Source organism: Chryseobacterium flavum (genome assembly GCF_003385595.1).
GTDB classification, from domain to species: domain Bacteria; phylum Bacteroidota; class Bacteroidia; order Flavobacteriales; family Weeksellaceae; genus Chryseobacterium; species Chryseobacterium flavum.
The window spans coordinates 1-21,826 of the sequence record NZ_QNUE01000003.1; the positions used below are offsets into that span (position 1 = coordinate 1).

Annotated in this window: 15 protein-coding genes; all 15 read right to left on the reverse strand. The window is 35.6% G+C overall.

Annotated features, from left to right (window positions below):
* Positions 1–776 precede the first annotated feature (776 nt).
* The 15 genes from DRF59_RS03925 to DRF59_RS03995 all read right to left on the reverse strand — a co-directional run bounded on the left by DRF59_RS03925 (position 777) and on the right by DRF59_RS03995 (position 21,628).
* Entirely contained in the window at positions 777–1,457 is a 681-nt protein-coding gene (locus DRF59_RS03925) for a hypothetical protein (RefSeq protein ID WP_115957036.1), read from the reverse strand.
* Between the two features lie 7 nt (positions 1,458–1,464).
* A complete protein-coding gene (gene rfbD / locus DRF59_RS03930) occupies positions 1,465–2,334 on the reverse strand; it encodes a dTDP-4-dehydrorhamnose reductase (protein ID WP_115957038.1) in 870 nt (289 codons plus the stop codon).
* Positions 2,335–2,381: 47 nt separating this feature from the next.
* On the reverse strand, positions 2,382–2,867 hold the full coding sequence (locus tag DRF59_RS03935) for an acyl-CoA thioesterase (protein ID WP_115957040.1): 486 nt from the start codon (positions 2,865–2,867) through the stop codon (positions 2,382–2,384).
* 70 nt (positions 2,868–2,937) lie between these two features.
* The gene (locus DRF59_RS03940) at positions 2,938–3,441 is read right to left on the reverse strand and encodes an OmpH family outer membrane protein (RefSeq protein WP_115957042.1); all 504 of its coding nucleotides are present in this window, start codon (positions 3,439–3,441) and stop codon (positions 2,938–2,940) included.
* A 57-nt stretch (positions 3,442–3,498) separates the two neighbouring features.
* A complete protein-coding gene (locus DRF59_RS03945) occupies positions 3,499–4,050 on the reverse strand; it encodes an OmpH family outer membrane protein (protein WP_115957619.1) in 552 nt (183 codons plus the stop codon).
* Positions 4,051–4,058: 8 nt separating this feature from the next.
* Positions 4,059–6,602, reverse strand: coding sequence for an outer membrane protein assembly factor BamA (gene bamA / locus DRF59_RS03950; protein WP_115957044.1), 2,544 nt, complete (start codon positions 6,600–6,602; stop codon positions 4,059–4,061).
* Positions 6,603–6,631: 29 nt separating this feature from the next.
* The gene (locus tag DRF59_RS03955) at positions 6,632–7,381 is read right to left on the reverse strand and encodes an isoprenyl transferase (protein ID WP_115957046.1); all 750 of its coding nucleotides are present in this window, start codon (positions 7,379–7,381) and stop codon (positions 6,632–6,634) included.
* 1 nt (position 7,382) lies between these two features.
* Positions 7,383–8,273, reverse strand: coding sequence for a type IX secretion system protein PorG (gene porG / locus DRF59_RS03960; RefSeq protein WP_115957048.1), 891 nt, complete (start codon positions 8,271–8,273; stop codon positions 7,383–7,385).
* A gap of 213 nt (positions 8,274–8,486) precedes the next feature.
* Positions 8,487–10,994, reverse strand: coding sequence for an exopolysaccharide transport family protein (locus DRF59_RS03965; protein ID WP_115957050.1), 2,508 nt, complete (start codon positions 10,992–10,994; stop codon positions 8,487–8,489).
* 3 nt (positions 10,995–10,997) lie between these two features.
* Positions 10,998–11,873 carry a polysaccharide biosynthesis/export family protein gene (locus DRF59_RS03970; protein WP_115957052.1) on the reverse strand — a complete coding sequence of 292 codons (876 nt, stop codon included), beginning with the start codon at positions 11,871–11,873 and terminating at the stop codon, positions 10,998–11,000.
* A gap of 35 nt (positions 11,874–11,908) precedes the next feature.
* Positions 11,909–13,027, reverse strand: coding sequence for a glycosyltransferase family 4 protein (locus DRF59_RS03975; protein ID WP_115957054.1), 1,119 nt, complete (start codon positions 13,025–13,027; stop codon positions 11,909–11,911).
* Between the two features lie 108 nt (positions 13,028–13,135).
* The gene (locus DRF59_RS03980; protein WP_115957056.1) at positions 13,136–14,137 is read right to left on the reverse strand and encodes a glycosyltransferase family 2 protein; all 1,002 of its coding nucleotides are present in this window, start codon (positions 14,135–14,137) and stop codon (positions 13,136–13,138) included.
* A 3-nt stretch (positions 14,138–14,140) separates the two neighbouring features.
* Positions 14,141–15,211, reverse strand: coding sequence for a formimidoylglutamase (locus tag DRF59_RS03985; protein ID WP_115957058.1), 1,071 nt, complete (start codon positions 15,209–15,211; stop codon positions 14,141–14,143).
* A gap of 151 nt (positions 15,212–15,362) precedes the next feature.
* Positions 15,363–17,924, reverse strand: a complete 2,562-nt coding sequence (gene topA, locus DRF59_RS03990; RefSeq protein ID WP_115957060.1) for a type I DNA topoisomerase — start codon at positions 17,922–17,924, stop codon at positions 15,363–15,365.
* A 257-nt stretch (positions 17,925–18,181) separates the two neighbouring features.
* Entirely contained in the window at positions 18,182–21,628 is a 3,447-nt protein-coding gene (locus tag DRF59_RS03995) for a T9SS type A sorting domain-containing protein (protein WP_115957062.1), read from the reverse strand.
* Between the last annotated feature and the right edge of the window lie 198 nt (positions 21,629–21,826).

The following is a 21,826-nucleotide window of genomic DNA, read 5'->3' on the forward strand; positions in this document are numbered from 1 at the left end:
TGTCGCTCCGTATTTGCGAGTGCAAAAGTAAAACTTTATTTTTTAATGACCAAATGTTTTTGAAGAAAATTTTAAAGTTTTTTAAGTAACCTTAAATCCCTCTCAACACCTTATCACCCTACTCCTGCGCTCCGATTTATTCGGACTGCAAAGATACAAACTCTTTTTATTCCCGCAACTCTTTTTACAAAAAGTTTTGAAAGTTTTTTTTTCGTCTGTCATCCTGAAGTAAATATTGTCCCTGCTTATCTAAAAGCCCTTCTGCGCTTACTGATCTACTCTCGTTTTCAGTGGGGCAAAGATAACAACTTATCATAACGCAAAACAAGTTTATTTAACTTAAAATTGACCCTTTATTCATATTTAACCATAACACCCTGAAACAAAGTGAGAAAAATTTTAAACAAATGTTTGAGTAATGAGGTCGAAGAGTTGGAGGATGGAAAAATATTGGGGAAAGGTGGTGTCTTATTATTATAATTATATAGAAATGTTTCCAGCCGTGAAATTTATTAACTATAATCCATCTTAGCCCTGATAGAAATGGTTACCCCGAAGCACGCGGAGGAAGATCAGCAGCCAGCACCGAAAGAAGGGCGCGAGGAGTATGAATGGATAGCAGGATATAGCTCCTGATATATTAGTGGTATAGGATATTTTTCCTGCTGATAAAAAAAACATTCCGTAAGAGTACTATTATGCGGCTCCTACGGAATGGTATATGTGAAGTTATATTTTAGTTCAGAAACTGGATTAAGAATTACCAGATTTAAGCATCACAATGTATTGTCCTTATAAATCATGCTTAAAAACTCAGCGTAAGATTTTTCCAGACCAATGACATCGCCTGATTTTAAATTTAAACCACCATTTCCGGAAGTGTCTGATTTAACCTTTAACGATGATACCTGAAAATACATATTATCATTATTATCTTTTGGCTGCACTTTTATAGTAGATCCCAAAAGTTTTTTCGTAGAAACAGTATAAATTTCACCAGGAACTATTTTTATTTTAATAAATGACCTGGGCTGTAATATATAATCTCTTTGATTCACATTTATTTTCTGTGCTTTTTCTGAAGAGGCAAATATATACATCATCCCATCTTTGGTTATCAGTTTTTCTCTGGGCGTATAATAAAGAGCAATTTTATAGTTTGCTGCATTGAATGCCTGAGCTGTACCATCAATATTTTCAAAAGGTTTCAGCTCAAAGGTGTTGGCTCCAATTTCTTTCGCTTTTTTATACACCAATGAAAAGACAGCAGCATCATCTTTTGAAAACCCCTGAACTTCTATCTCACCAAGATAAATCTGGTCAGACAATGTTTCATCTTTTCTGTATAGAAATTTATCTGTATTATCATTGGTTTTTTCAACCTTTGTAAGATAGACGTTTTGCGCATTGTAAAGCTGAAGGGATAATACAAAAATGATAATTGCCAGATTTTTCATAAGATGTTTATATTTTTTGTTGTGAAAGCACCTCTAAACATTCTTCCAGGCTGTTTTCCCAATGTTTTGGCTCTATTTTATAGGACTGTTCAATTTTATCTAATGACATGGTACTCCTTACCGGTCTTTTTGCCGGAGTGGGATACTGATCAGTTGTCAGCGGCTTCAGTTTTATCGGAGACTTTGAAAATTCTGCAATTTTCTTAGCGAATTCATACCACGTAGTTTCCGGATAGTTTGAAAAATGAAAAATGCCGAAAGTCTTTACCGGGAACTCTATAATATTCATTATTGCTTCTGCCAGATCATTAGCATTTGTTGGCTGCCCAAACTGGTCTGCAACAATACCTAATTCTGTTTTTTGAGTAAAAAGATTCAGCATTGTTTTGACAAAGTTTTTGTTGAATTCTGAATATAACCAGGAAGTTCGTATAATAATAGTTTTAGGGTTTATATCCAGTGCAAGCTCTTCTCCTTTTCGTTTTGATTGTCCATATATGCCAATCGGGTTCGTGAAATCATCTTCTGAATAGGAAAGATTTGTGTCTCCATCAAAAACATAGTCTGTTGAAACATGAATTAAAATGCTGTTAAAATCAGCACAAGCCTGCGCCAGATTGGCAACTCCATCAGCATTTACGGCAAAGGCTTTATCTTTTTCAGTTTCTGCAAGGTCAACTGCGGTATATGCAGAGGCATTAATACAATATTCAGGCTTGTTATCGTAGAAAAAGTCATTTACCTGTTCTTCACTGGTAATGTCTAAAGTTTTTGAATCCGTAAATAAAAATTCATATTGATGTTCAAAATCAGGAGCCAGTTTTCTAATACAATTTCCCAACTGTCCATTGCTTCCTATTACGAGTATTTTTTTCATGTTATAATGGTTACTTAAATTGATAATGATCCTGCAAAAAACTACGCTTAAGAGTTTCTGGCATTTTGCGATCTCAGGTACTTAACTCTTGGCTGAAAATCTTTTTGCTCTAAATCTACATAAAACTTATGGAAAGTCTCTTTTATATCTTCAGGATGAATTTCGGATCGTCTTGTTTTAACATTGAAATAAATTACTGTCACCCATAACACAGCATGCACTGTTTTTTCATCAAGGCTTTTCATCAGGATTTCGACTTTAGCAGTTCTGTCCTGTACATCTATTGTCTTACTGCTGATCACTACCTGGGTATTATACCTTACTTCTTTTAAATAGGCAATTTCATTCTGGATTGCAATCCAGGTACAACCTGTTTTTTTCGTATATTCTTCATAGGTAAACCCATAGAAAGTTTCTACATGATCCTCTCTGGCATTAAACATATAATCAAGATATTTTACGTTGTTTAGATGCCCGATAGGGTCACAATCACTAAACCTGACTTTTACCGTAGTTGATACTTCTTTTTCCATTCCGCAAAAATAAAAAAACCACCTCTAAAAGAGATGGCTAGTTTTTATAAATCTTTGTTAATTCAATGAATTATTGAATTCCCAATTCTTTTTTAATCGCTGCAGTAGCATCCGGACCTGCCTTGTAAACAAAAGCAGATGAATTTGCATCCATAATATAATCGTAACCGTTTGCTTTAGCAACTTTTTCTACTGCATCGTTTAACTTTTTCTCAATAGGTCCAAAAGCAACATCCTGTTTAGCCTGAAGATCTTTTTGAGCTTTATCCTGCATTTGAGCTATTTCTTCCTGAATTTTCTGTAATTCAGCTTCTCTAGCTTTATTTTCTTCTGCAGTTTTCTTAGGAGCTTCTTCACTGTACTGCTTTAGTTTAGCTTGTCCGGCATCAGCCTTTTTCTTGATTTCTGCTTGTTTAGTATCTAGGAATGTTTTAAGATCTGCATCTGCTTTTTTCTTTTCAGGCATTGCATTAAGCACTCCCATCACATCTAAAGTAGCAATTTTTTGAGCTTTTGCCATACCTACTGATACAACCATCATTACCGCTGCAAATAATACACTTAATTTTTTCATAACTGGTAAATAAATAATTTAATTTGTTTTTAGATTTTAAATTTAAGTAAAAGTTAATTACTTTTTACTTTTATTAGTTTTTTCTTTCTTATCAGTTCCTTTCAGTAATATATCCAGGACTTTGTCTGTAAAATCATATTTTTTCTGAAGAAAAATAACACTAATGTTATTGCTTTTATCAAGAACTATGCCCAAACCGTTTTTCTCAGACATTGTTTTGATTGCATTCCATATCTGATCCTGAAAAGGCTGCACCAAATTTGTTCTTAATTTTGTAATCTCACCATTGGCTCCAAAACGAAGACTTGTTGTGGTTCTGATATTCTTATCAAGGTCTACAACTTCTTTTTCTCTAAGTTTTAGCTGGTCTCCTATCAATAACACTTTTTCACTTTCAAATGCAGCTTTTTTTCTTTCATACTCAGCTTGCAGATTTTGAAGCTCTGACTGCCATGTATCAATCTGCGAATTCAGTCTTGCTTCGGCTTCTTTATACTGAGGTAGTTTATTCAGAATATAGTCAGTATCCACCACCCCTATTTTCTGGGCATTACCAAGCCCGAAAATCAAGAGCAACACGAATGTGAAAGTTACTTTAAAATTCTTCATATTTATAATTATAATGATTGGTTCATCAAGAAGTGTGTCTTCCATCCTGAAGGTTCTGTTCCGGATATTGTTTTATCGAATCCATATGCGAAATCAAATCCAATTAATCCAAACGCTCCCATATAAACTCTTACACCTACACCTACCGATCTCTTTAACTGGAATGGATTATAAGTACTCCAGGAGTTCCAGACATTTCCTCCTTCAGCAAATGTCAATGCATAAATCTTCGCTGTTTGGTTCATTGAAATCGGGTATCTCAATTCTAAGGTAAATCTGTTATAAATTGTTCCTCCTCCTTTTGGCGTGATATCTCCCTGAGAAGCATCCCCTCCATAAGTAGAAGCATTTTCATATCCTCTTAAAGGAATCAACTCTCTACCATCATATCGCCCTCCAAACAGACCGGTTCCTCCCATATAGAATCTTTCGAAAGGCGGAGCTCCCAACTGTTTGTTGTATCCATCCATGAAGCCCATTTCAGCTGACGATCTTAAAACCAGTTTTCCGGCAATTTCATTATATACATCTGCCTTGAACTTGATTTTATAGAATTCCATCCACTTATACTTCTCGATAGGGGCCATTGAGGAATAATCTTTATTACTAAATAATGAATATGGAGGAGTTAATTTTGCAGAAAGCTCAATATTGGAACCCATTGTTGGGAATATAGGGTCAATACCCGCAGAGTTCCTACTTAATCCTATGTTAACACTAAGGTTATTAGCATCTCCATAATATTCGGTTGTATCTCCAAACTGGAATGGATAGTTACTGAAATTATATTTCTGGAACTGAAGTCCTGTATATAATGAGAAATAATCATCCGGCCAGTTTAATAATCTGTTTAGTCCTACTGATGCAGAAAAGATATTAAGTTTCTGTGAACTTCCATATTGATCTGTATATTTTACTCTGGAGTTATTTAAACTTACAGAAAGAGCAGTTGGTCTTGTTCCAAACAACCATGGCTCAGTAAATGAAATTCCATAGTTCTGGAAATATTGCCCAGCCTGCATCTGAATAGATAATGTCTGCCCATCTCCCTGTGGTACCGGTTTAAAGTCTTTGAATTTAAGGAAATTCTTTAATGAGAAGTTATTAAACGTCAGTCCAAGAGTTCCGATAAAGCTGTTACCTCCGTAACCAGCCTGTAACTGAACCTGTGAAGATCCTTTTTCCACCAGCTTCCAGTTAATATCAACCGTATTATCCACCTGATTAGGTTGAATATCCTGTCCTATTTGTTGCGGATCAAAGAAAGACATTCCTGCCAGATCGAAATAGGTTCTCTTGATATCACTTTTTGCAAAAAGATTTCCAGGCTTAGTTCTTAAAGATCTAAGGATCACATGGTCATGTGTTGTTGTATTTCCCTGCCATGTTACTTTATTCCAGGTAGCCTGTTCTCCTTCGTTAATTCTGATTTCAAGGTTTACAGCGTTTCCAGTTACTGATTTTTCTACCGGAGTTACATTAGAGAAAAGGTAACCATTATTCATATATACAGACTTAATATCTGAATCATCTTCTTTACCTCCGTCTTCTCCTACTTTTTTGTTAAAACCTACAGCATCATAAATATCTCCCTTCTTATATCCTAATAATCTCTGTAAATATTCTGTAGAGTATACCGTATTTCCGGTAAATGTAACATCTCCTATATAATACTTCTTACCCTCATTGAGTTTTACATTGATTTCATAATTATTCCTTTTATTTCTCCATACGGAATCCGAAACAATTTTGGCATCTCTATATCCCAGAGAGTTATAATAATTAATCAGACTGTGTTTATCTTCCTGGTACTTATCTTCGATAAATTTTGAAGATTTAAGAATACCACCGATACCGAAACGTTTTTGTTTAGTTTCTTTAAAGGCTTTATTTCTAAGTTTTTTGTCTGTAACATTCTCGTTTCCTTCAAACTCGATATGATCAATTTTTACTCTTTTGCCTTTATCCACAGTAATTGTCCAGTCCACCAATGCAGGATCTCCTGCATTCACTTTATCCTGAATATCAATTTTTGCATCAGCAAAGCCTTTTTTAATATAGTCCTTTGGAATATTGGTTTTAAGGCTTGAAATTAAGTTTTGTGTAATTTTTGTTCCTGGCTTCAGGTTATTATCCTTAGCAAGTTTCTCTCCTTTGGATTTACCTATTCCTTTTCCCTTGAATTTCACTTCTCCAAGTTCTTTAAGATCTTCCAGGTAGAATCTCAAAACTACAGTTTGTCCTTCAATACTTTGTACATAAACCTCTACTTCAGAAAAAGATTGGGTATCCCAAAGCTTTTTAACAGCATTACTAATTTTCTGTCCGGGAATATCTACACTTTCTCCTTTGGATAGTCCTGTAAATCTCAGGATTTGAGCTGGTGTATATTTTTTTACCCCATCTACAACAATGTCTTTAAGTGTATAAGTGCCTACTTCATTTTCTGCATGTACAGCATTATTTACTTTTGTGCTGTCCTGTGGAGTTACTTGTCCATAAAAATGTGCAGAAGCAGCAAACATAATGATGGGTAATAGTCTAAACTTCATTTTATCGAGTCTTTCTTTTCTTAAAAAATTTATTGGCCTTTTATCTGCTCACCGGTTAATCCGTATCTTCTTTCCTTGTTTTGATAATCAACAATACACTGGAAGAAAATATCTTTGGTAAAATCCGGCCACAGGACGTCTAAAAACTGTAATTCTGCATAAGCAATCTGCCAAAGAAGGAAATTGCTTATTCTTATTTCACCGCTAGTCCTGATAAGTAAGTCTACAGGAGGAAAATCCTTTGTATACAGATAGCTTTCAAATAATTTTTCATTAATATTCCCTATCTCTACCTTCCCTTCCTTTACATCAGAACTTATATTTTTAACGGCATTCAAAATTTCGTTTTGTGAGCCATAGCTTATAGCCAATACTAAGTTTCCTTTTGTGTTTTCTTTTGTAAGTTCTATCACCCGCTGCAATTGATCTCTTACTAAAGAGGGCAATTTATCCAAATTCCCGATTACATGCATTCTTAACCCTTTACTAAAGATCTCTTCTGCTTCGAGCAATAAGGTCTCCACCAGGAGATTCATAAGGGTATTTACTTCTTCAGCCGGACGGCTCCAGTTCTCTGAAGAGAATGTGTAAAGTGTTAAATAAGGGATATTGATCTCATTACAGGCATTAATGGCATTCCTTACAGCATTAATGGCATTTTTGTGACCGAAAGTTCTTTCCTCGCCACGAGATTTCGCCCATCTTCCATTGCCATCCATAATGATAGCTACGTGCTTTGGTAAATTCTCAGAATTTATTTTATCTTTAATCAACGACATATTAATCACAATAACATGGAGGCCTTCCGAATGAGAATGTCAGCCCTAAGCTGAAAGTATTCATCCAATCGTTAGATCTATCATCTCCAATATTTCTTTTTTTAATAAACTCTTCCTCTCTTTCTTTAGAAACAGCGTAATAATTTCCTGACTGCAACAGAGATCCGCCAGTGGCAGGATCTAAAATATCTGCATTATAAGATGTTTTCACATCTTTAGAAAGAATTTTACTATGATCCAGCTGGTCAGTCAATGTATACCTGAATGTAGCTTCTGCAAATATAGCCCAGGAATGATTGAACTTATATTTCAAACCAACACCAAAAGGGATATGCATGGTTATTTTTTTCCCTAATGAATATTCGGTATACGTTTTAAAATCCAATTCATTGGCCGGAGCCAGAGCCACACCATCTGCATCTCTTCTAAAGTCATTAACAAGAGTTGCTTTAGGAGCATCAAACATTAAAGCACCGATACCTCCAAAGATATACGGACTTACCATACCCATCTGTTCATTATTTACCGGAAAGAAGTTATATTCAAACATTAAGCTTGCTTCATACACATTATTCTTTCCAAATGAATTTCTATTCTTTCTATATTCTTCTTTCGCAACTTTATCACTAAATTGAATCTGGTTATATCCTAAATCCAATCTAACGGTCTGGTGCGGATTAAAATTAAATCTATATAATATTCCACCATAAAAAGGGAATCCCCAATCTGAAACTCTATCTAAATCCAACGGCTTTTGTAAAATATAATTTGTCCTTCCTACATCTCCCACTAGGTTACTCATCCCTAGACGAACTCCCAATTCGTTTCTTTGTGCTTTAACACTCACCAATCCAAGGAAGGCAAGGAAGCTAAACAATAATTTTTTATTCATAAAAGAATATGGATTTATGGTTATTTTAAAATTTAATTTTTGCAAATATAAAACATTTTTATATTAATGATATTCTTAATGTATAGTTAAAAATAAACAAAAAAACATAATTTGTTATAAAGTAAACGGCAAAGTGGCAAAAATATTCTTTTTTTCACAGATTGAATTTACATTATGTATGGAAAAACCCCCATTAAATGAGGGTTTAAAGCTCTATTTTTTATTGAACAATGCCTGCACTTTATTCCTGATTCTGATCAGTAATGGTTCCTTATAATTCTTGTCTTCGTCAAAATAACCATAACCATATCCGTAACCATATCCATAGCCGTAGCCATACCCATAGCCTTGTTTAGTATTGTAGTCATTATAAATAAGCCCCAGATGACTGATCTCATTATTGTGATATTTCTCACTAATCATTCTCAGCATATACTTCTCGGTATACTCATGGCGTACCACATAGATATTTGCATCAGAATATTTCATCAGCTCATAAGAATCCGCTACCAGACCTACCGGTGGGGAATCAATAATAATAAAATCGTATTTTTCTTTCAGTTCCTGTATAAATTTAATATTTCTCTGACTCATTAAAAGTTCAGATGGATTTGGAGGAATAGGTCCTGAAGTAGCCACATCCAAATTAGGAATTCTCGTTTTATTGATAATCTGATCTATTTCTACTTCTCCTGTAAGATAATTTGAAATACCATATTTATTATCAATCTTAAAATCTCCAAAAATTTTAGGTTTCCTAAGATCCATTCCCAGGAGGATTGTTTTTTTATCGCTCAATCCTACTACTGAAGCTAAATTAATGGAAATATAAGTTTTCCCTTCTCCTCCAATAGATGACGTCACCAAGATTACTTTTCCATTTTTATCTTCATTATCCATTAAGAACCTCATATTTGCCCTGATTCCCCTAAATGCTTCCGATACGGAAGATTTTGGCTGTTCGAGCACAGTGAGCATGTTTTCATTGCTATTGTTTCCAATAACTCCCAGTAAAGGAATTTTTGTAGCTCCCAGAAGCTCTTTAATATTTCTGATCTTGTTATCAAGCAGTTCTCCGATTAAAATAAACAATACAGGAAGCAGTAACATCCCGGAGATTATACCAATTTTTGCCAGTTTTATATTCGGACTTATTGGATGCTGTCCTAAATTCTTAGCCGGGTCAATCACCGTAATGTCAGATTGATTGGTTGCCATTCTCATCTGCGTTTCGTTCTGTCTTCCCAAAAGGCTGTTGTATGTAGATTCAATCATATTATACCCTCTTTCAGCATCAAGATATTTTCTTTCTTTTTCCGGATATGAGGATAAATCAGCATTGGCATCTGCAACTTGTCTGTCTATTTTATTGATTTCATCATAATACTTCGCATAATAGCTTCTCAAACTATTTGAAGCTCCCATTCTTGACTCATTAATAAGCCTGTTCACTTCCTTCATAGGTTCAGAATTCGGCTTATAAATCAAAGCCATTTCTGCACGTTTGGTATATAAGGCCTTAAGCTCAGTAACTGATGCAGAAAACAAACCATCTTCAAATCCCGCAGCATTAGTTCCGATCATTTTATCAAAATTCTGGGACTGCAGCGTATTTTTAATAGTATTTAACGAACTGATTTTGCTTATTAAATCTGCTTTCTTTGCTTCAAGATCTTTTATTTTCTCAAGAGACTTTTCATCTCTGTCTTTAATATTATAAAGTTTCTCGGATGTTTTCAAATAATTCAGTACAGCTGCACTGGAATCAAGCTTTTTACGAATAATATCAAGATTGCCCTGAAGATAAATTTCAGTATTTTTATTCACAATATTTTTGTCCGCCAGCCTTTTCTTTTGCAGCTCAGCAATAGATTTGTTCAGAAAGTTTACCGTACTGTTCAGATTGTACCCTCTCTTACTAATTACCATGATGCTGTTAATTTCTTTATCAAATTCCACCCCTATAGTAGAAACAATCTCATTTACGCTCTCATTTACTGTATTCAGATTAATAATGATATTATCAAGCTTAATTGTAGGAGAAACAGGATTTGGAATCAATCTGAATCTCAGGTTAGGAGAATTATACCATTCATTAATTCTGATGATTTTATTAGCCGGTCTGCTGAAAGCTGCGATATTTTGAAAACTTTCCCCTAAATAACTATATAAATAAGTAGACTCTCCTTCTTCGGGAAGAACAACTTCATATGCCCCACCTCCTTTAGGTAATAAGGTAATAGGGTAATTAACCTGCTGAAGATGCTGTTTATCAATCTGGAGAAAAACAGGAGAATCATCTTTATCGAGATAGGTAGACTTTATAAGTCCTTTAGTGGAATAATTAACAAAGAGATCCAATTCTTTTACAAGAAACTCATTATGAGATCTTGAAAGAAGCATTTTCTTTAAAAAGATTCCATCCTGATTTCCAGTTTGTCCCCAGATAAAATTGATGGACTGGCTTGCCTGGGTAGGCTGTAAGAAACTGGCCGTATTATTTGAAGTACTTACGGATATATCTGAAGAAAATACATTCTGTGCATAATATTTACTGTACACCCATGCTATGATGTAGCCAATAAAAAACATAAACACAAACCAGTACCAGTTTTTAAATATCCTTCTCAAAAAATGTTCAACATCGAATAACGCAAATACCCCGTACTTTTCTTTCGGGGAATCAGCTTTTCCTACTTTATCGTCTTTTCCTGGAATCATAGGTTAAAGTTTTTGCAGGATTGTATATAAAGTCAATGCTGTTGTAATAGCCGTCACACTGGTAAGCAAAGTTTGTATTGGATCTTTTCCGAATCCGTTCAGGCTCTTTCTTCTGGTATTCAGATAAATTTCATCCCCATTCTGAACATAATAATATGGTGAATTCATCAGATCTTCTCTGGTAAGGTCAATTTTAACTATCTTAATTCCTTCCGGAAGCTTTCTGTGAATTACAACATTCTTTCGGTCCACACTTCTGTTAAGTCCTCCATTAATGGCTAAAGCTTCGGTAATAGTCATTGTATTTTTGTGCGCTACTTTTTCACCGGAAAGCCCTGTAGTTTCTACATCACCAAGGATATAATATGTAATTCCGTCTGTATTTAATCTTACTTCAGATTTGCCTTCCTGGAAATTTTCATTCACTTTATCCTGGATTTCTTTCCTTACATCGTCAAGAGTCCTGCCTTCAGCCTTGATATAGCCAATACCAAAAACATTGATCTCTCCATTAGAATCAACTTTTAGCCCATTAAAATAAAAGTTTATATTTCCCCCAATACTGGATCCGTTACCACCTAATCCCCCTGCTCTGCCTGCTAATGTGGTGGCATTATTCGAAGAAGGCACTCCTGTTCCTCCTGAAGTGTTATAGGAGGAATAGAACTGTGCTGCATCTCCTTTGGGAGTCGTAACAATGTTCAGGTTTAATATATCATTTTTTGTTATCCTGTACACAGGAATGTTGTAGGGAACAAGACCTTCTTCGTTAATTACAAGGCTTTCACTTGGCTGTAAATACCTTACATCCTTTGTTGTAATACAGGAAGTAATCAAAAAAGGTAAGATTAAAAATAAATACTTAAAGTTCTTCATCATATTTGAATATGTTTACAAAAGTAAAGATTAAATTGTTAATTTTTATTATTTCTCAACCGATACACCAGATCTGGTAAATATGCACCAAAAAAACCTAACAAAACAACAACTAATAGCAATAAATTAACATTAATATGCCTAAAATAATAAGCTACTGTTACAATCATCAGATAATATACAATTATATAGAATGTCGACCTTCTGTGGGTAAGATCAAGTTTTAACAGTTTATGGTGAATATGGTTTTTATCGGCATCAAATGGAGATTTCTTATTGTACAATCTTACAAAAATCACATTTAATGTATCAACAATAGGCAAAATCAGAATAGCAACAGCAACAACAGGAGCTGACTGTAAGTGATATCTTGGCACATCCACAAGCTTTTTATCAATGAAAATATCGATAAAACAAATGGAAGTAAATGCCAACAGGAAACCCAGAAGCATAGAACCGGTATCTCCCATGAATATCTTATTGGTTCTGTAATTGGATAAATTATAGTAAAGAAAAGCTAAAACAGTCCCGATAATTACAACTGATAAAACAACCAGCGGATAATTATACTCCCCCAATCTGTAGTAACTGATTCCGAACAGAGCACTGCAAATGACAGAATATCCACCAGCCAGGCCATCTATCCCATCAATAAGGTTAAAAGCATTAATAAGGATAATAAATGTAATAATACTGAATATGACGCTTACAAAATAGCCAAGTTCATATACTCCGAATATGCCAAATAAACTCCTGATTCTTATATCCGATCCTATTACAACCAATGAGGAAACAACAATCTGAGCTACCAGTTTTTTATAAGCCCTCATGACCACAATATCATCCATTACTCCTACATACAGCAGAATAATCAGAGACGCAAATAAAAACTTATAGAGATCAAACAGCTCATAAGCAAATATAGAAGCACAAATTCCAATAGAGTAAAAGATAGCAATCCCTCCGAGATTAGGAATTTTCCTAAGGTGAGAACTCCTTATCCCAGGTTCATCCATAAGGTTTTTCCTCCTGGAGATCTTTATAATAGTAGGTATCGAAAAAAAGGTAATTAAAAAGGAGAATATAAAACCCAAACCTATTTTCACATAGAAAATAGGAATTCCCGACCCGCTTAAGAACAATTCAAAATTTTTCATCTTTTCCTTATTCAGTACTTCCTTGCTTCAATTAAAACTATAATGCAGATTAAAATAACCTATACTATAATTTCTATTGTTCGAAACAATAGTACTTACATTTGTGTTTTACATTAATTTTTTTATCAGTTTCATTTGCCCCGCAAAAAATAACAGATAAAAAATCTTTTTTTTCAGTGGCAAAGATAAAAGATAATTCTTATCAAAACGATTATACTTCAATATATCTTGAATTTTTATTTGCCTATCTTTCCTAAAAACATCCATTTCATGGGCCATTTCATAGAATAATTTTTCATCTTTTACAAAGGCCAGATAGGCCAGAAACGAATATATACCTTCAAAAATCTGAAAATTTTTCAGTTCCTTCACCTTCTGTGAGTATGGTGACTCTTTAAAAGATTTTTCTACATCTTCTACCGCTCTTAATATATCAAGCCCTTTCTCTGTATGTGTTTTTGTAATAGAGTCTGTTCTTTCCAGGTACTGATAATGAAAGTGCTGCGTCTGGGCGATCGTTTCGCACTCCAGTAAAAGCTGCGGTATAAGCTGGATATCTTCAAAGTGGATACCTTTTTTAAACCTTTTCGTGTTAAAAAGCTCTTTTTTAAATAACTTATTGCATGCGAAATAGCTCAAATCTGAAAAAACCGAGAAATTATCATTAAGATTTATTTTCTCCGGCATATTAGGGATCTGGGTTAACTTTTGAGTGATATTACCATTTTGATCTACTTTCTGGATATTGCAGATCACCATTTTTGCATCATGTTTTTGTGCAAGAAAAAACATTTCTTCAAACATACTTCTCTCCACATAATCATCACTATCTACAAAGCCAATATAACTTCCAAGAGCTCTGTCAATTCCAAAATTCCTGGCATCACTTAGTCCTCCGTTTCCTTTAGTAAAAGGTTTTATTTTATCAGGATATTTTTGAGAGTAAGTATGGATAATTTCAGCAGAACCATCATTACTCCCATCGTTGATCACGAGGATCTCAATATCTTCAAGGCTCTGATTAACCAGTGAATCGAGGCATTTTGCCAAATAATTTTCGACATTATAAACAGGAACAATGATTGAAACTTTCGGAGTAACGTTTATCATACATTAAAATTTCGTCAGTCTTGCATTTAACCAGCCCTTTTTAGCATCATCAAAATCTTTTCTTGAGCACGGAATACAATTCTCTATATTTTCATCGTCACCAAAATACCACAAATTACTGAAAGTATCACGCTTAAAAGCATGTTGTCTGTCATCAATTAAAACATAAAACAATTCATAATGCCTTTCTTTCGGATGTGACCTCTGTATATTAATCCCTTCAATAAGATACCAGAGCATCTGTGCCAGAAGCTGATGGTTCAGCTGACTTCCAGAATAAATATTATAGTTAAAGATTCCTACGGATTTCAAATTTTCACTTAATCCGATCTCTTTCATATATGCACAAACTTCTCTCCTGTTCAGTCCATTAACCTGCGGATTCATAGAAAAGGGCTCCCCAAAGCTTTCAACAGCATCACAATTAACAGAAACCAGATCTGCTTTTCTAAAAAAAGGCTCTGTTCTTTCTGTTGAATTCATCATTTCTGCCAGTCTGATAATATCAAATTCAACTTCTTTGATCAATCGTACAGAATCCATTTCATTCAGATGCTTCTGATACCCCAAATGATGATAATTTTTAATTGAAAAATTTTTCGCTCCGAATATTTTACTCAGGAAAGTATGTTCATTAATTTCCTCTCCCTGTTTTAGAGAAATAATATTACTGATTTGAGTATAATTGATACTTTTCTGATGAAAATTAAGTGTGGAAAACAATGAAAATGCAAAATCATTGGATCCGCCGATAACAACAGGGAGAGCTCCTTTGTAATGACAAGCCGAAAGCACCTCCTGCAATATATAGTGAGTATCCTGAACAGATTTTCCGGAAACCAAATCACCCAGATCTACAATGGGGATCTCAAAATCCAGCTGTGACAATCTGTAAAACTCTTTCCTGACCGCTGTGAAATCCTGAACTTCAGCCTCTCCACCTGCTCCCCTGTAATCCGAAACAAACAAAAGTACAATACTATTTTCTTTTATATCTTTTGTTATCCGGCTCCCTATTTGCCAGCTTTCTGTTTTGAAATTTCTTGGTGAAATGATAAAGTCTTCAAAATCCATATTAATCTAAAAATTTGAAAATGTAATATTTGCTAATTGCTTTCCGGAACAAACATACAAAAAACCTTAGCACCAGCCCACCTTTCTTTCTTTTTATTCATAAAAAAAGCCGTTAACACTACTATTAACGGCTTATTATTATCCTTTTAATTTACTTCTTTTTAACCGCTGTTTTTTTGGCAGCTGTTGTTTTCTTAGTGGCGGCTGTTTTTTTTGCTGCAGGTTTTTTCTTTTCTGCAAACGCATTTTTATCCTGATCAGTAATCCATTTTTTTACCTCTTCCAGGGAAATCTGCTTTAATTCTTCGGCTTCATACTTCGTATCATCTTTTTTCTTTGGAATTTTAAACATTGCTTTTCCAAATTTGATGAAAGGTCCCCATCTTCCATTCTCCAGAGAAATTTTTTCTTTCTCCCATTGCTGAATATAACGGTTGGCTTCTTTTTCTAGCTTTGCATCAATCAGCTCATTAATATCACTTTGGGAAAGGTTATCAAAATTATATTTCTTCGGAACATTTACAAAAATATCCTTGTATTTAATAAATGGGCCAAATCTTCCTGTACCTTTGGTTACCGGTTCTCCCTTATAAGTTGCAATTGGGGCATCTGCTTTTTTCTTTTCATTAATGATCTCTTCAGCACGGTTCTGATCAACAGAAAGAGGATCTTCACCCTTAGGGATGCTGATGAAAGTTTCTCCCCATTTTACATAAGGACCAAATCTCCCCACTCCTACAGAAACAGGCTGTCCTTCAAATTCGTTCAGGTCAAACGGCAGCTTAAACAGCTCCATAGCTTCTTCAAAAGTAATGGTTGCAATATTCTGTCCAGCCATTAATGAAGCAAAAATCGGTTTTTCTTCATCATCAGTTTCCCCGATCTGAATCATCGCTCCAAACCTCCCTATTCTGGCATGGACATTCTTACCGGTTTTAGGGTCAACACCTAACAACCTGTCTCCTGTTGCCCTGTCCGCATTTTCTTCTACATCTTCAATTCTCGGATGAAACTTAGAATAGAAATTGGTCATCATTTCTTTCCATTTCTGATCACCACTCGCAATTTCGTCAAAACTCTCTTCTACTCTTGCCGTAAAACCATAATCTAAGATTTCTTTAAAATTATCTGTTAGGAAATCATTGACAACTTCTCCAATATCTGTTGGGACAAATTTATTTTTATCACCTCCAAACTTTTCGTTGACAATTACTTTTTTGATTTTATCTTTTACCAGAGACATTTTAATCACTTCCCGGGTTTGTGGCTCTATTTCTCTCTTATCTACATATTCCCTGTTCTGAATAGTCTGAATTGTTGGCGCATATGTAGAAGGTCTACCAATTCCCAGTTCTTCAAGCTTTCTGACCAGCCCTGCTTCCGTATATCTAGCACTTGGCTTTGTGAACTTTTCAGTAGCAGTAATACTTTTGTAATCAAGCACTTCTCCCACTTTAACTTTTGGCAGCAATTTCTCATTATTTTCCTCGTCATCGTCTTCTGCCTTCACAATTCCATATGCTTTAAGGAAACCATCAAATATGATTACTTCTCCCTGGGCCTCAAAATGATATGGCAACGAAGTGTTTCCGATCTCAATAACAGTTTTCTCAATTTTTGCATTAGCCATCTGAGAAGCAAGAGTCCTTCTGTAGATCAGCTGATAAAGTTTATTCAACTGGGCATCTCCTATACTTTTTACTGCAAAATCCGTAGGACGGATTGCTTCGTGCGCCTCCTGTGCTGAAGCTGATTTTGTTGTATAATTTCTTGGTGAAGAATATTCAGCTCCGTATTCTGATATAATCTGTTTCTTAGCTCCTTCAATAGCTTCCTGGGACAGGTTAACAGAGTCCGTTCTCATATAGGTAATATATCCTTCCTCATAAAGCCTTTGCGCCAGACGCATTGTGCTGGTCACATTATATCCAAGTCTGGAAGAAGCTTCCTGTTGTAATGTTGATGTTGTAAACGGAGCAGATGCTGAACGTGTTCCAGGTTTTGTTTCAACATTCAGAACTTTAAATTCTGTAGTTTTCGCCTGCTCAAGGAAATGTTCTGCCTCTTTTTCTTTTTCAAAATCTTTTTTAAGTTTCGCAGCAATCTCCTGGCCGGTGTTGTTTAAAAAGACACCATCCAGTTTAAAGCTTGCTTTTGGAATAAATTCACGAATCTCTTTTTCTCTTTCTACGATTAACCTTACTGCAACAGATTGAACCCTTCCTGCAGAAAGACCTGGTTTTACTTTTTTCCATAAAACCGGAGACATTTCAAACCCTACAATTCTATCCAGAACCCTTCTTGCCTGTTGGGCATTTACTAGATTCTGGTCAATATCCCGTGGGTTATCAATTGCTTTTAGAATGGCATTTTTAGTAATCTCGTGGAAGACAATCCTTTTTCTGTTTTCAGGCTTCAGCTTCAATTCATCTGCAAGATGCCACGCAATAGCTTCTCCCTCGCGGTCCTCATCGGAAGCCAGCCATACCATATCTGCTTTCTTTACTGCAGCCTTTAATTCTGTTACCAGCTTCTTTTTGTCTGCAGAAACTTCGTAATCGGGGCTAAATGTAGCAAGATCTATTCCCATCCCTTTTTTAGGCAGGTCCCGGATATGTCCGAAACTGGATTTCACTTCAAAATCCTTTCCTAAATATTTCTGAATAGTTTTTGCTTTTGCCGGGGACTCAACGATTACTAAATTTTTCGACATTCTAAAAATTTTTTGCAAAAGTAAAGCTTTTTTATTATATACTTTGGTTCTGGAATTTTAATTTGGTAAATACAACACTTTGCACAGGATCAGACCAAATACACAATAACCAATCAAGTCCTTTGTTATGTATACTTTAGCCCTCCAGAGAAGGTATTATATTAATGATATAGAATTTTTCACCAATTGCAATAGATACAGGAAATATAAAGGAGTAGTGACAGCTATCTTCACTACCCCCCTAAACTATACTAAAGTTACTGTTTTATAACTTTCTCAATCACTTCAGAGTTATTTATTCTTATTAAATACGCTCCGGGTACGAGAGAAGAAACATTTATCTGTTTATTCTTAAACTGACCGGATTTCAAAAGTTGTCCCGTCATATTATAAATTTCATAATTATAATTTTTGTTTTCCGGGGTTTCAATATAAAGTACATCTTTAACAGGGTTAGGAAACAGGGAAATTATCGATTTGTCTGATGGAACCTCTGAATTACTTAGCATAACCGGCGCACCAAGCCCATTCTTCAACGCGTTGATTAACAACCTTGGTACAGGTCCTTCTTCCTTACCAAAAGCATTATATTTCACTCTCACACATCGGCAGCCCATTCCAAAATAAGGATCATTATTATCATGAAAAGTAATCAAACGATTAGCTGTTGATGCAGCATCAAATAATATATTAACAGGTCTTCCCAGATAATTTGCTGTCAGAGCGTCCGTCCAAACACCGAAATATTGAAAATTCAGAACGTTTAACGTTCCTTGCGGAGACTGATTTCCGACCACGCTTCTGAATGCGCGGGATCCGGAATTAGGGTAATTCCCAATACTGTATGATTTATCTGTAAACTGATAACCAATTGTATAAGTTGTGGAAGGGTTCCTTACCCTGATTCCCTGGTAATCTGAAGATACACTATACATAGTTGCGATATTTTTATCTTTTTTATACCACGGAGTCTGGCCAAAATCCTGTCCCGAAACGAGCGCTACACTGGTAACATCCGGAATCCTCCAGCCATCAGGGCAAGGATCAAAAGGAGACTTTTCACCTCCCCTTCCCCATCTGTCAGGAGCAAGATTCGGTTCATTTGCAATCCAGTCTGTTCCATTGGTATAATTTGGAGTTACACTATTAAAAGGGGAAAAGGTACTGGGAACCATAAAAACCAGTGGATTCCGGACAGAATACGCCAATATTTTATTTACTCTATCAGCAGGCTTATCTGTATTCTGCACCCCCGAGGCTGCTGCATACGTATTATATGGAACGATATACCCTCCTGACAAATTATTATATGCCGACGCAGTTAGTGTCGTATAAGAAATGCTTCCGTTATCTGATACTTTTCCAAGGAACACATTGAAAGCAGCCCTGTTATCAGCATATTGAAATGTTGGAATAGGATCTTTTCTTCCCCACTGATAATGCAGTCCGGTAGATGCCCTGATCTGTGCAATTTCAGCAGCATTAGGAGTTAGCGGATTTACTACCGTAGGAAAAGCTGCCAGAGCACCTATATTTCTATCTAAAAATTCCGTCATCATTACTACATCTGCTTTAGGGGTATAATTCATATAATTAGAAGCCTGCATTACAGGAAGCTCTGTTGTATATGCATAAGAATAGACAGGAGTATCGGTAATCCAGATATGCCAGCTCCAATAGACAGGATTGGTAATGCTTCCATTATGCAAAGTCACCACCGCATTCCCACTTTGATTAGGTCTTATTTCTACTGAGATCCTGGAAAACCTGACATCCTCCAGAGAGGAAGGAGACGGATTAAATACCGAGATCTTATCTATCAGATTAACATTCGTTGTCCATAATACATTTGCTTTCAGCTCATTAAAATTTGAAGGATTGAGTATGTCCGTATTGTTCATCATCTGGCTTTGTACTGAAAAAGCTTTACTTACAGGAATTTCAATACTTTGCGATTGTGTACTTTTAACTGCCAGATATGTATTGGGATTATTAATCCCCTCCTTATAATCGGAGATGGCCGCCGGAATATATTCGGTAGGAAAGTTATAATCATTCACTATATACAACGGATCTTTTATACATCTGCAGCCATTGGCATCTGAAGTATACATTCCAGTCATTGGCATATAGTAATACCTTCCTTTAATGTTTGGATAAGCAGGATCTGGAACATCAGGCTGCCCTTTATCGGGAATCAGAGTCAAACCTCTGACCCCAACAGCGGGAGAAGCATCGAAGTGCCTTGCCATAGTAGCTGTCCACAGCGCCGTATGATGCTGATCACTATATTGTCCTAAATGAGCCCCTCTGATCAGCTGGCCTGTTCCCGGAAAGATTCCCATATTATAACCACCTACATTTGAAAGGTCAAACCCCCAGTTTGGATACACTTCAAATCCCGTCATAAAATTAGGCATTCCAGAATCTGTAGGCTTTATGATATAATATTTATTGGCATCAAAGACATTTTTGCTCATATTGGTTCTTACGCCAAAAGGAGAAAAATCAACTCTGATATCATCCACATACGATGGAGATGCAAGGTTGGCAACAAGCATAGAAGGGACACGCCAGCCATTAGGACAAGGATCGTAAGGAGATTTATCCCTGTAAGGTTTAGCACTGCTGTCCGTATTATATACTGATTCTATTTTTCCCTGTGAATTATCTGACCACAAATTCAGCTCTGAAAGTCGGTTATCCGGAAGTTCTGCAGATCTCCCGAACCAGTTTACAGGAAGATTCACATTGTTATTATAATAAGCCTGTCCGGAATTATCATCCTTGTTGATATAGATCAGGCTTAAAGGGTTTTTTATAGAGAGCCGGATATTATTAGTTATTTCTGCTCCGGAAAGCAAAACAACCTTCACAAGATCATCAATACTCACAGCATTTGTAAAATTTTTTGCCCCCCGATGTCTTACCCGTCCTATTGCTCCCGACGCTTCATAAAAATCATTCCCTCTTGTAACCAGCGGAGGGATTGGATCTTTTCTACCCCACTGATAAAGCAAACCACTATTTCTGTTCCAGTCTGATCCGGTAATGGAGTTACTAAGAGCACCCAGATTCCTGTCCATCCATTTCCAGTCAGAATCCGGAATTTCTTCAATCACTCCGTCTGCCCTAACTCTTTTGAGATGATCAAAACTTTTATAAGAAGGTCCATTACTGGGATCATCAGTTACCCAGACATGCCAACTCCAGTAGATTTCTCCATTGACCCTGAAAGCAATCACTGCATTTCCTTTTTTAGATTTATTGATCGGAACCTGTATTTTTGCCTGTTGTCCCGAGCCCGAAATAGCCAAGGTATAATTTGCATCTGTTTTTATCAGACCATGTTCATCTTCCCAAAGAACATCTGCTGTAATTGTTCCTGCCGGTATTCCATTTCCCTTAATATGACCTCCTCCCTCCCACATTGCATAAGCTTTTCTTACAGGAATCAGTAAACCTGCACTTTTCTGCTCCGGATCAAAAAAATAGCTATTGGGAGCTTTCTTCCAATCAGTAATTATGAGAGATACAGAATCGCTGGCAGGCTTAACCAATGAATCCGGATCTGCAATCACGAACGCATTTTCCAAATATCCGGCCGGCGGCAAATCTTTTGCAGAAATAATGTTACTTTTAAAACAGAGACTAACCGATACTAAGCAAAAAATTGCCACTAATTTTTCAACTATTCGTTTCATATTCTGGATTTGTATGTAAAACCAGAAATACAATTTTTAAGCCCTATTTAATAAAAATAAATTTATTTTATAAATAAAAACAACATATTTCAATTATAATATAAATAATTCAATACAATTCATTTACAACATAGCAAGTCGAAATAAATATTCATTCAAAGAAATTTACGGATAGATATAGCTTAAAAGGCAACCTGC

What these genes read in the sequence shown, in the direction of transcription:
- DRF59_RS03925 (WP_115957036.1), bottom strand. Translation starts at nt 1,457, where the DNA reads ATGAAAAATCTGGCAATTATCATTTTTGTATTATCCCTTCAGCTTTAC.
- rfbD (WP_115957038.1), bottom strand. Translation starts at nt 2,334, where the DNA reads ATGAAAAAAATACTCGTAATAGGAAGCAATGGACAGTTGGGAAATTGT.
- DRF59_RS03935 (WP_115957040.1), bottom strand. Translation starts at nt 2,867, where the DNA reads ATGGAAAAAGAAGTATCAACTACGGTAAAAGTCAGGTTTAGTGATTGT.
- DRF59_RS03940 (WP_115957042.1), bottom strand. Translation starts at nt 3,441, where the DNA reads ATGAAAAAATTAAGTGTATTATTTGCAGCGGTAATGATGGTTGTATCA.
- DRF59_RS03945 (WP_115957619.1), bottom strand. Translation starts at nt 4,050, where the DNA reads ATGAAGAATTTTAAAGTAACTTTCACATTCGTGTTGCTCTTGATTTTC.
- bamA (WP_115957044.1), bottom strand. Translation starts at nt 6,602, where the DNA reads ATGAAGTTTAGACTATTACCCATCATTATGTTTGCTGCTTCTGCACAT.
- DRF59_RS03955 (WP_115957046.1), bottom strand. Translation starts at nt 7,381, where the DNA reads ATGTCGTTGATTAAAGATAAAATAAATTCTGAGAATTTACCAAAGCAC.
- porG (WP_115957048.1), bottom strand. Translation starts at nt 8,273, where the DNA reads ATGAATAAAAAATTATTGTTTAGCTTCCTTGCCTTCCTTGGATTGGTG.
- DRF59_RS03965 (WP_115957050.1), bottom strand. Translation starts at nt 10,994, where the DNA reads ATGATTCCAGGAAAAGACGATAAAGTAGGAAAAGCTGATTCCCCGAAA.
- DRF59_RS03970 (WP_115957052.1), bottom strand. Translation starts at nt 11,873, where the DNA reads ATGATGAAGAACTTTAAGTATTTATTTTTAATCTTACCTTTTTTGATT.
- DRF59_RS03975 (WP_115957054.1), bottom strand. Translation starts at nt 13,027, where the DNA reads ATGAAAAATTTTGAATTGTTCTTAAGCGGGTCGGGAATTCCTATTTTC.
- DRF59_RS03980 (WP_115957056.1), bottom strand. Translation starts at nt 14,137, where the DNA reads ATGATAAACGTTACTCCGAAAGTTTCAATCATTGTTCCTGTTTATAAT.
- DRF59_RS03985 (WP_115957058.1), bottom strand. Translation starts at nt 15,211, where the DNA reads ATGGATTTTGAAGACTTTATCATTTCACCAAGAAATTTCAAAACAGAA.
- topA (WP_115957060.1), bottom strand. Translation starts at nt 17,924, where the DNA reads ATGTCGAAAAATTTAGTAATCGTTGAGTCCCCGGCAAAAGCAAAAACT.
- DRF59_RS03995 (WP_115957062.1), bottom strand. Translation starts at nt 21,628, where the DNA reads ATGAAACGAATAGTTGAAAAATTAGTGGCAATTTTTTGCTTAGTATCG.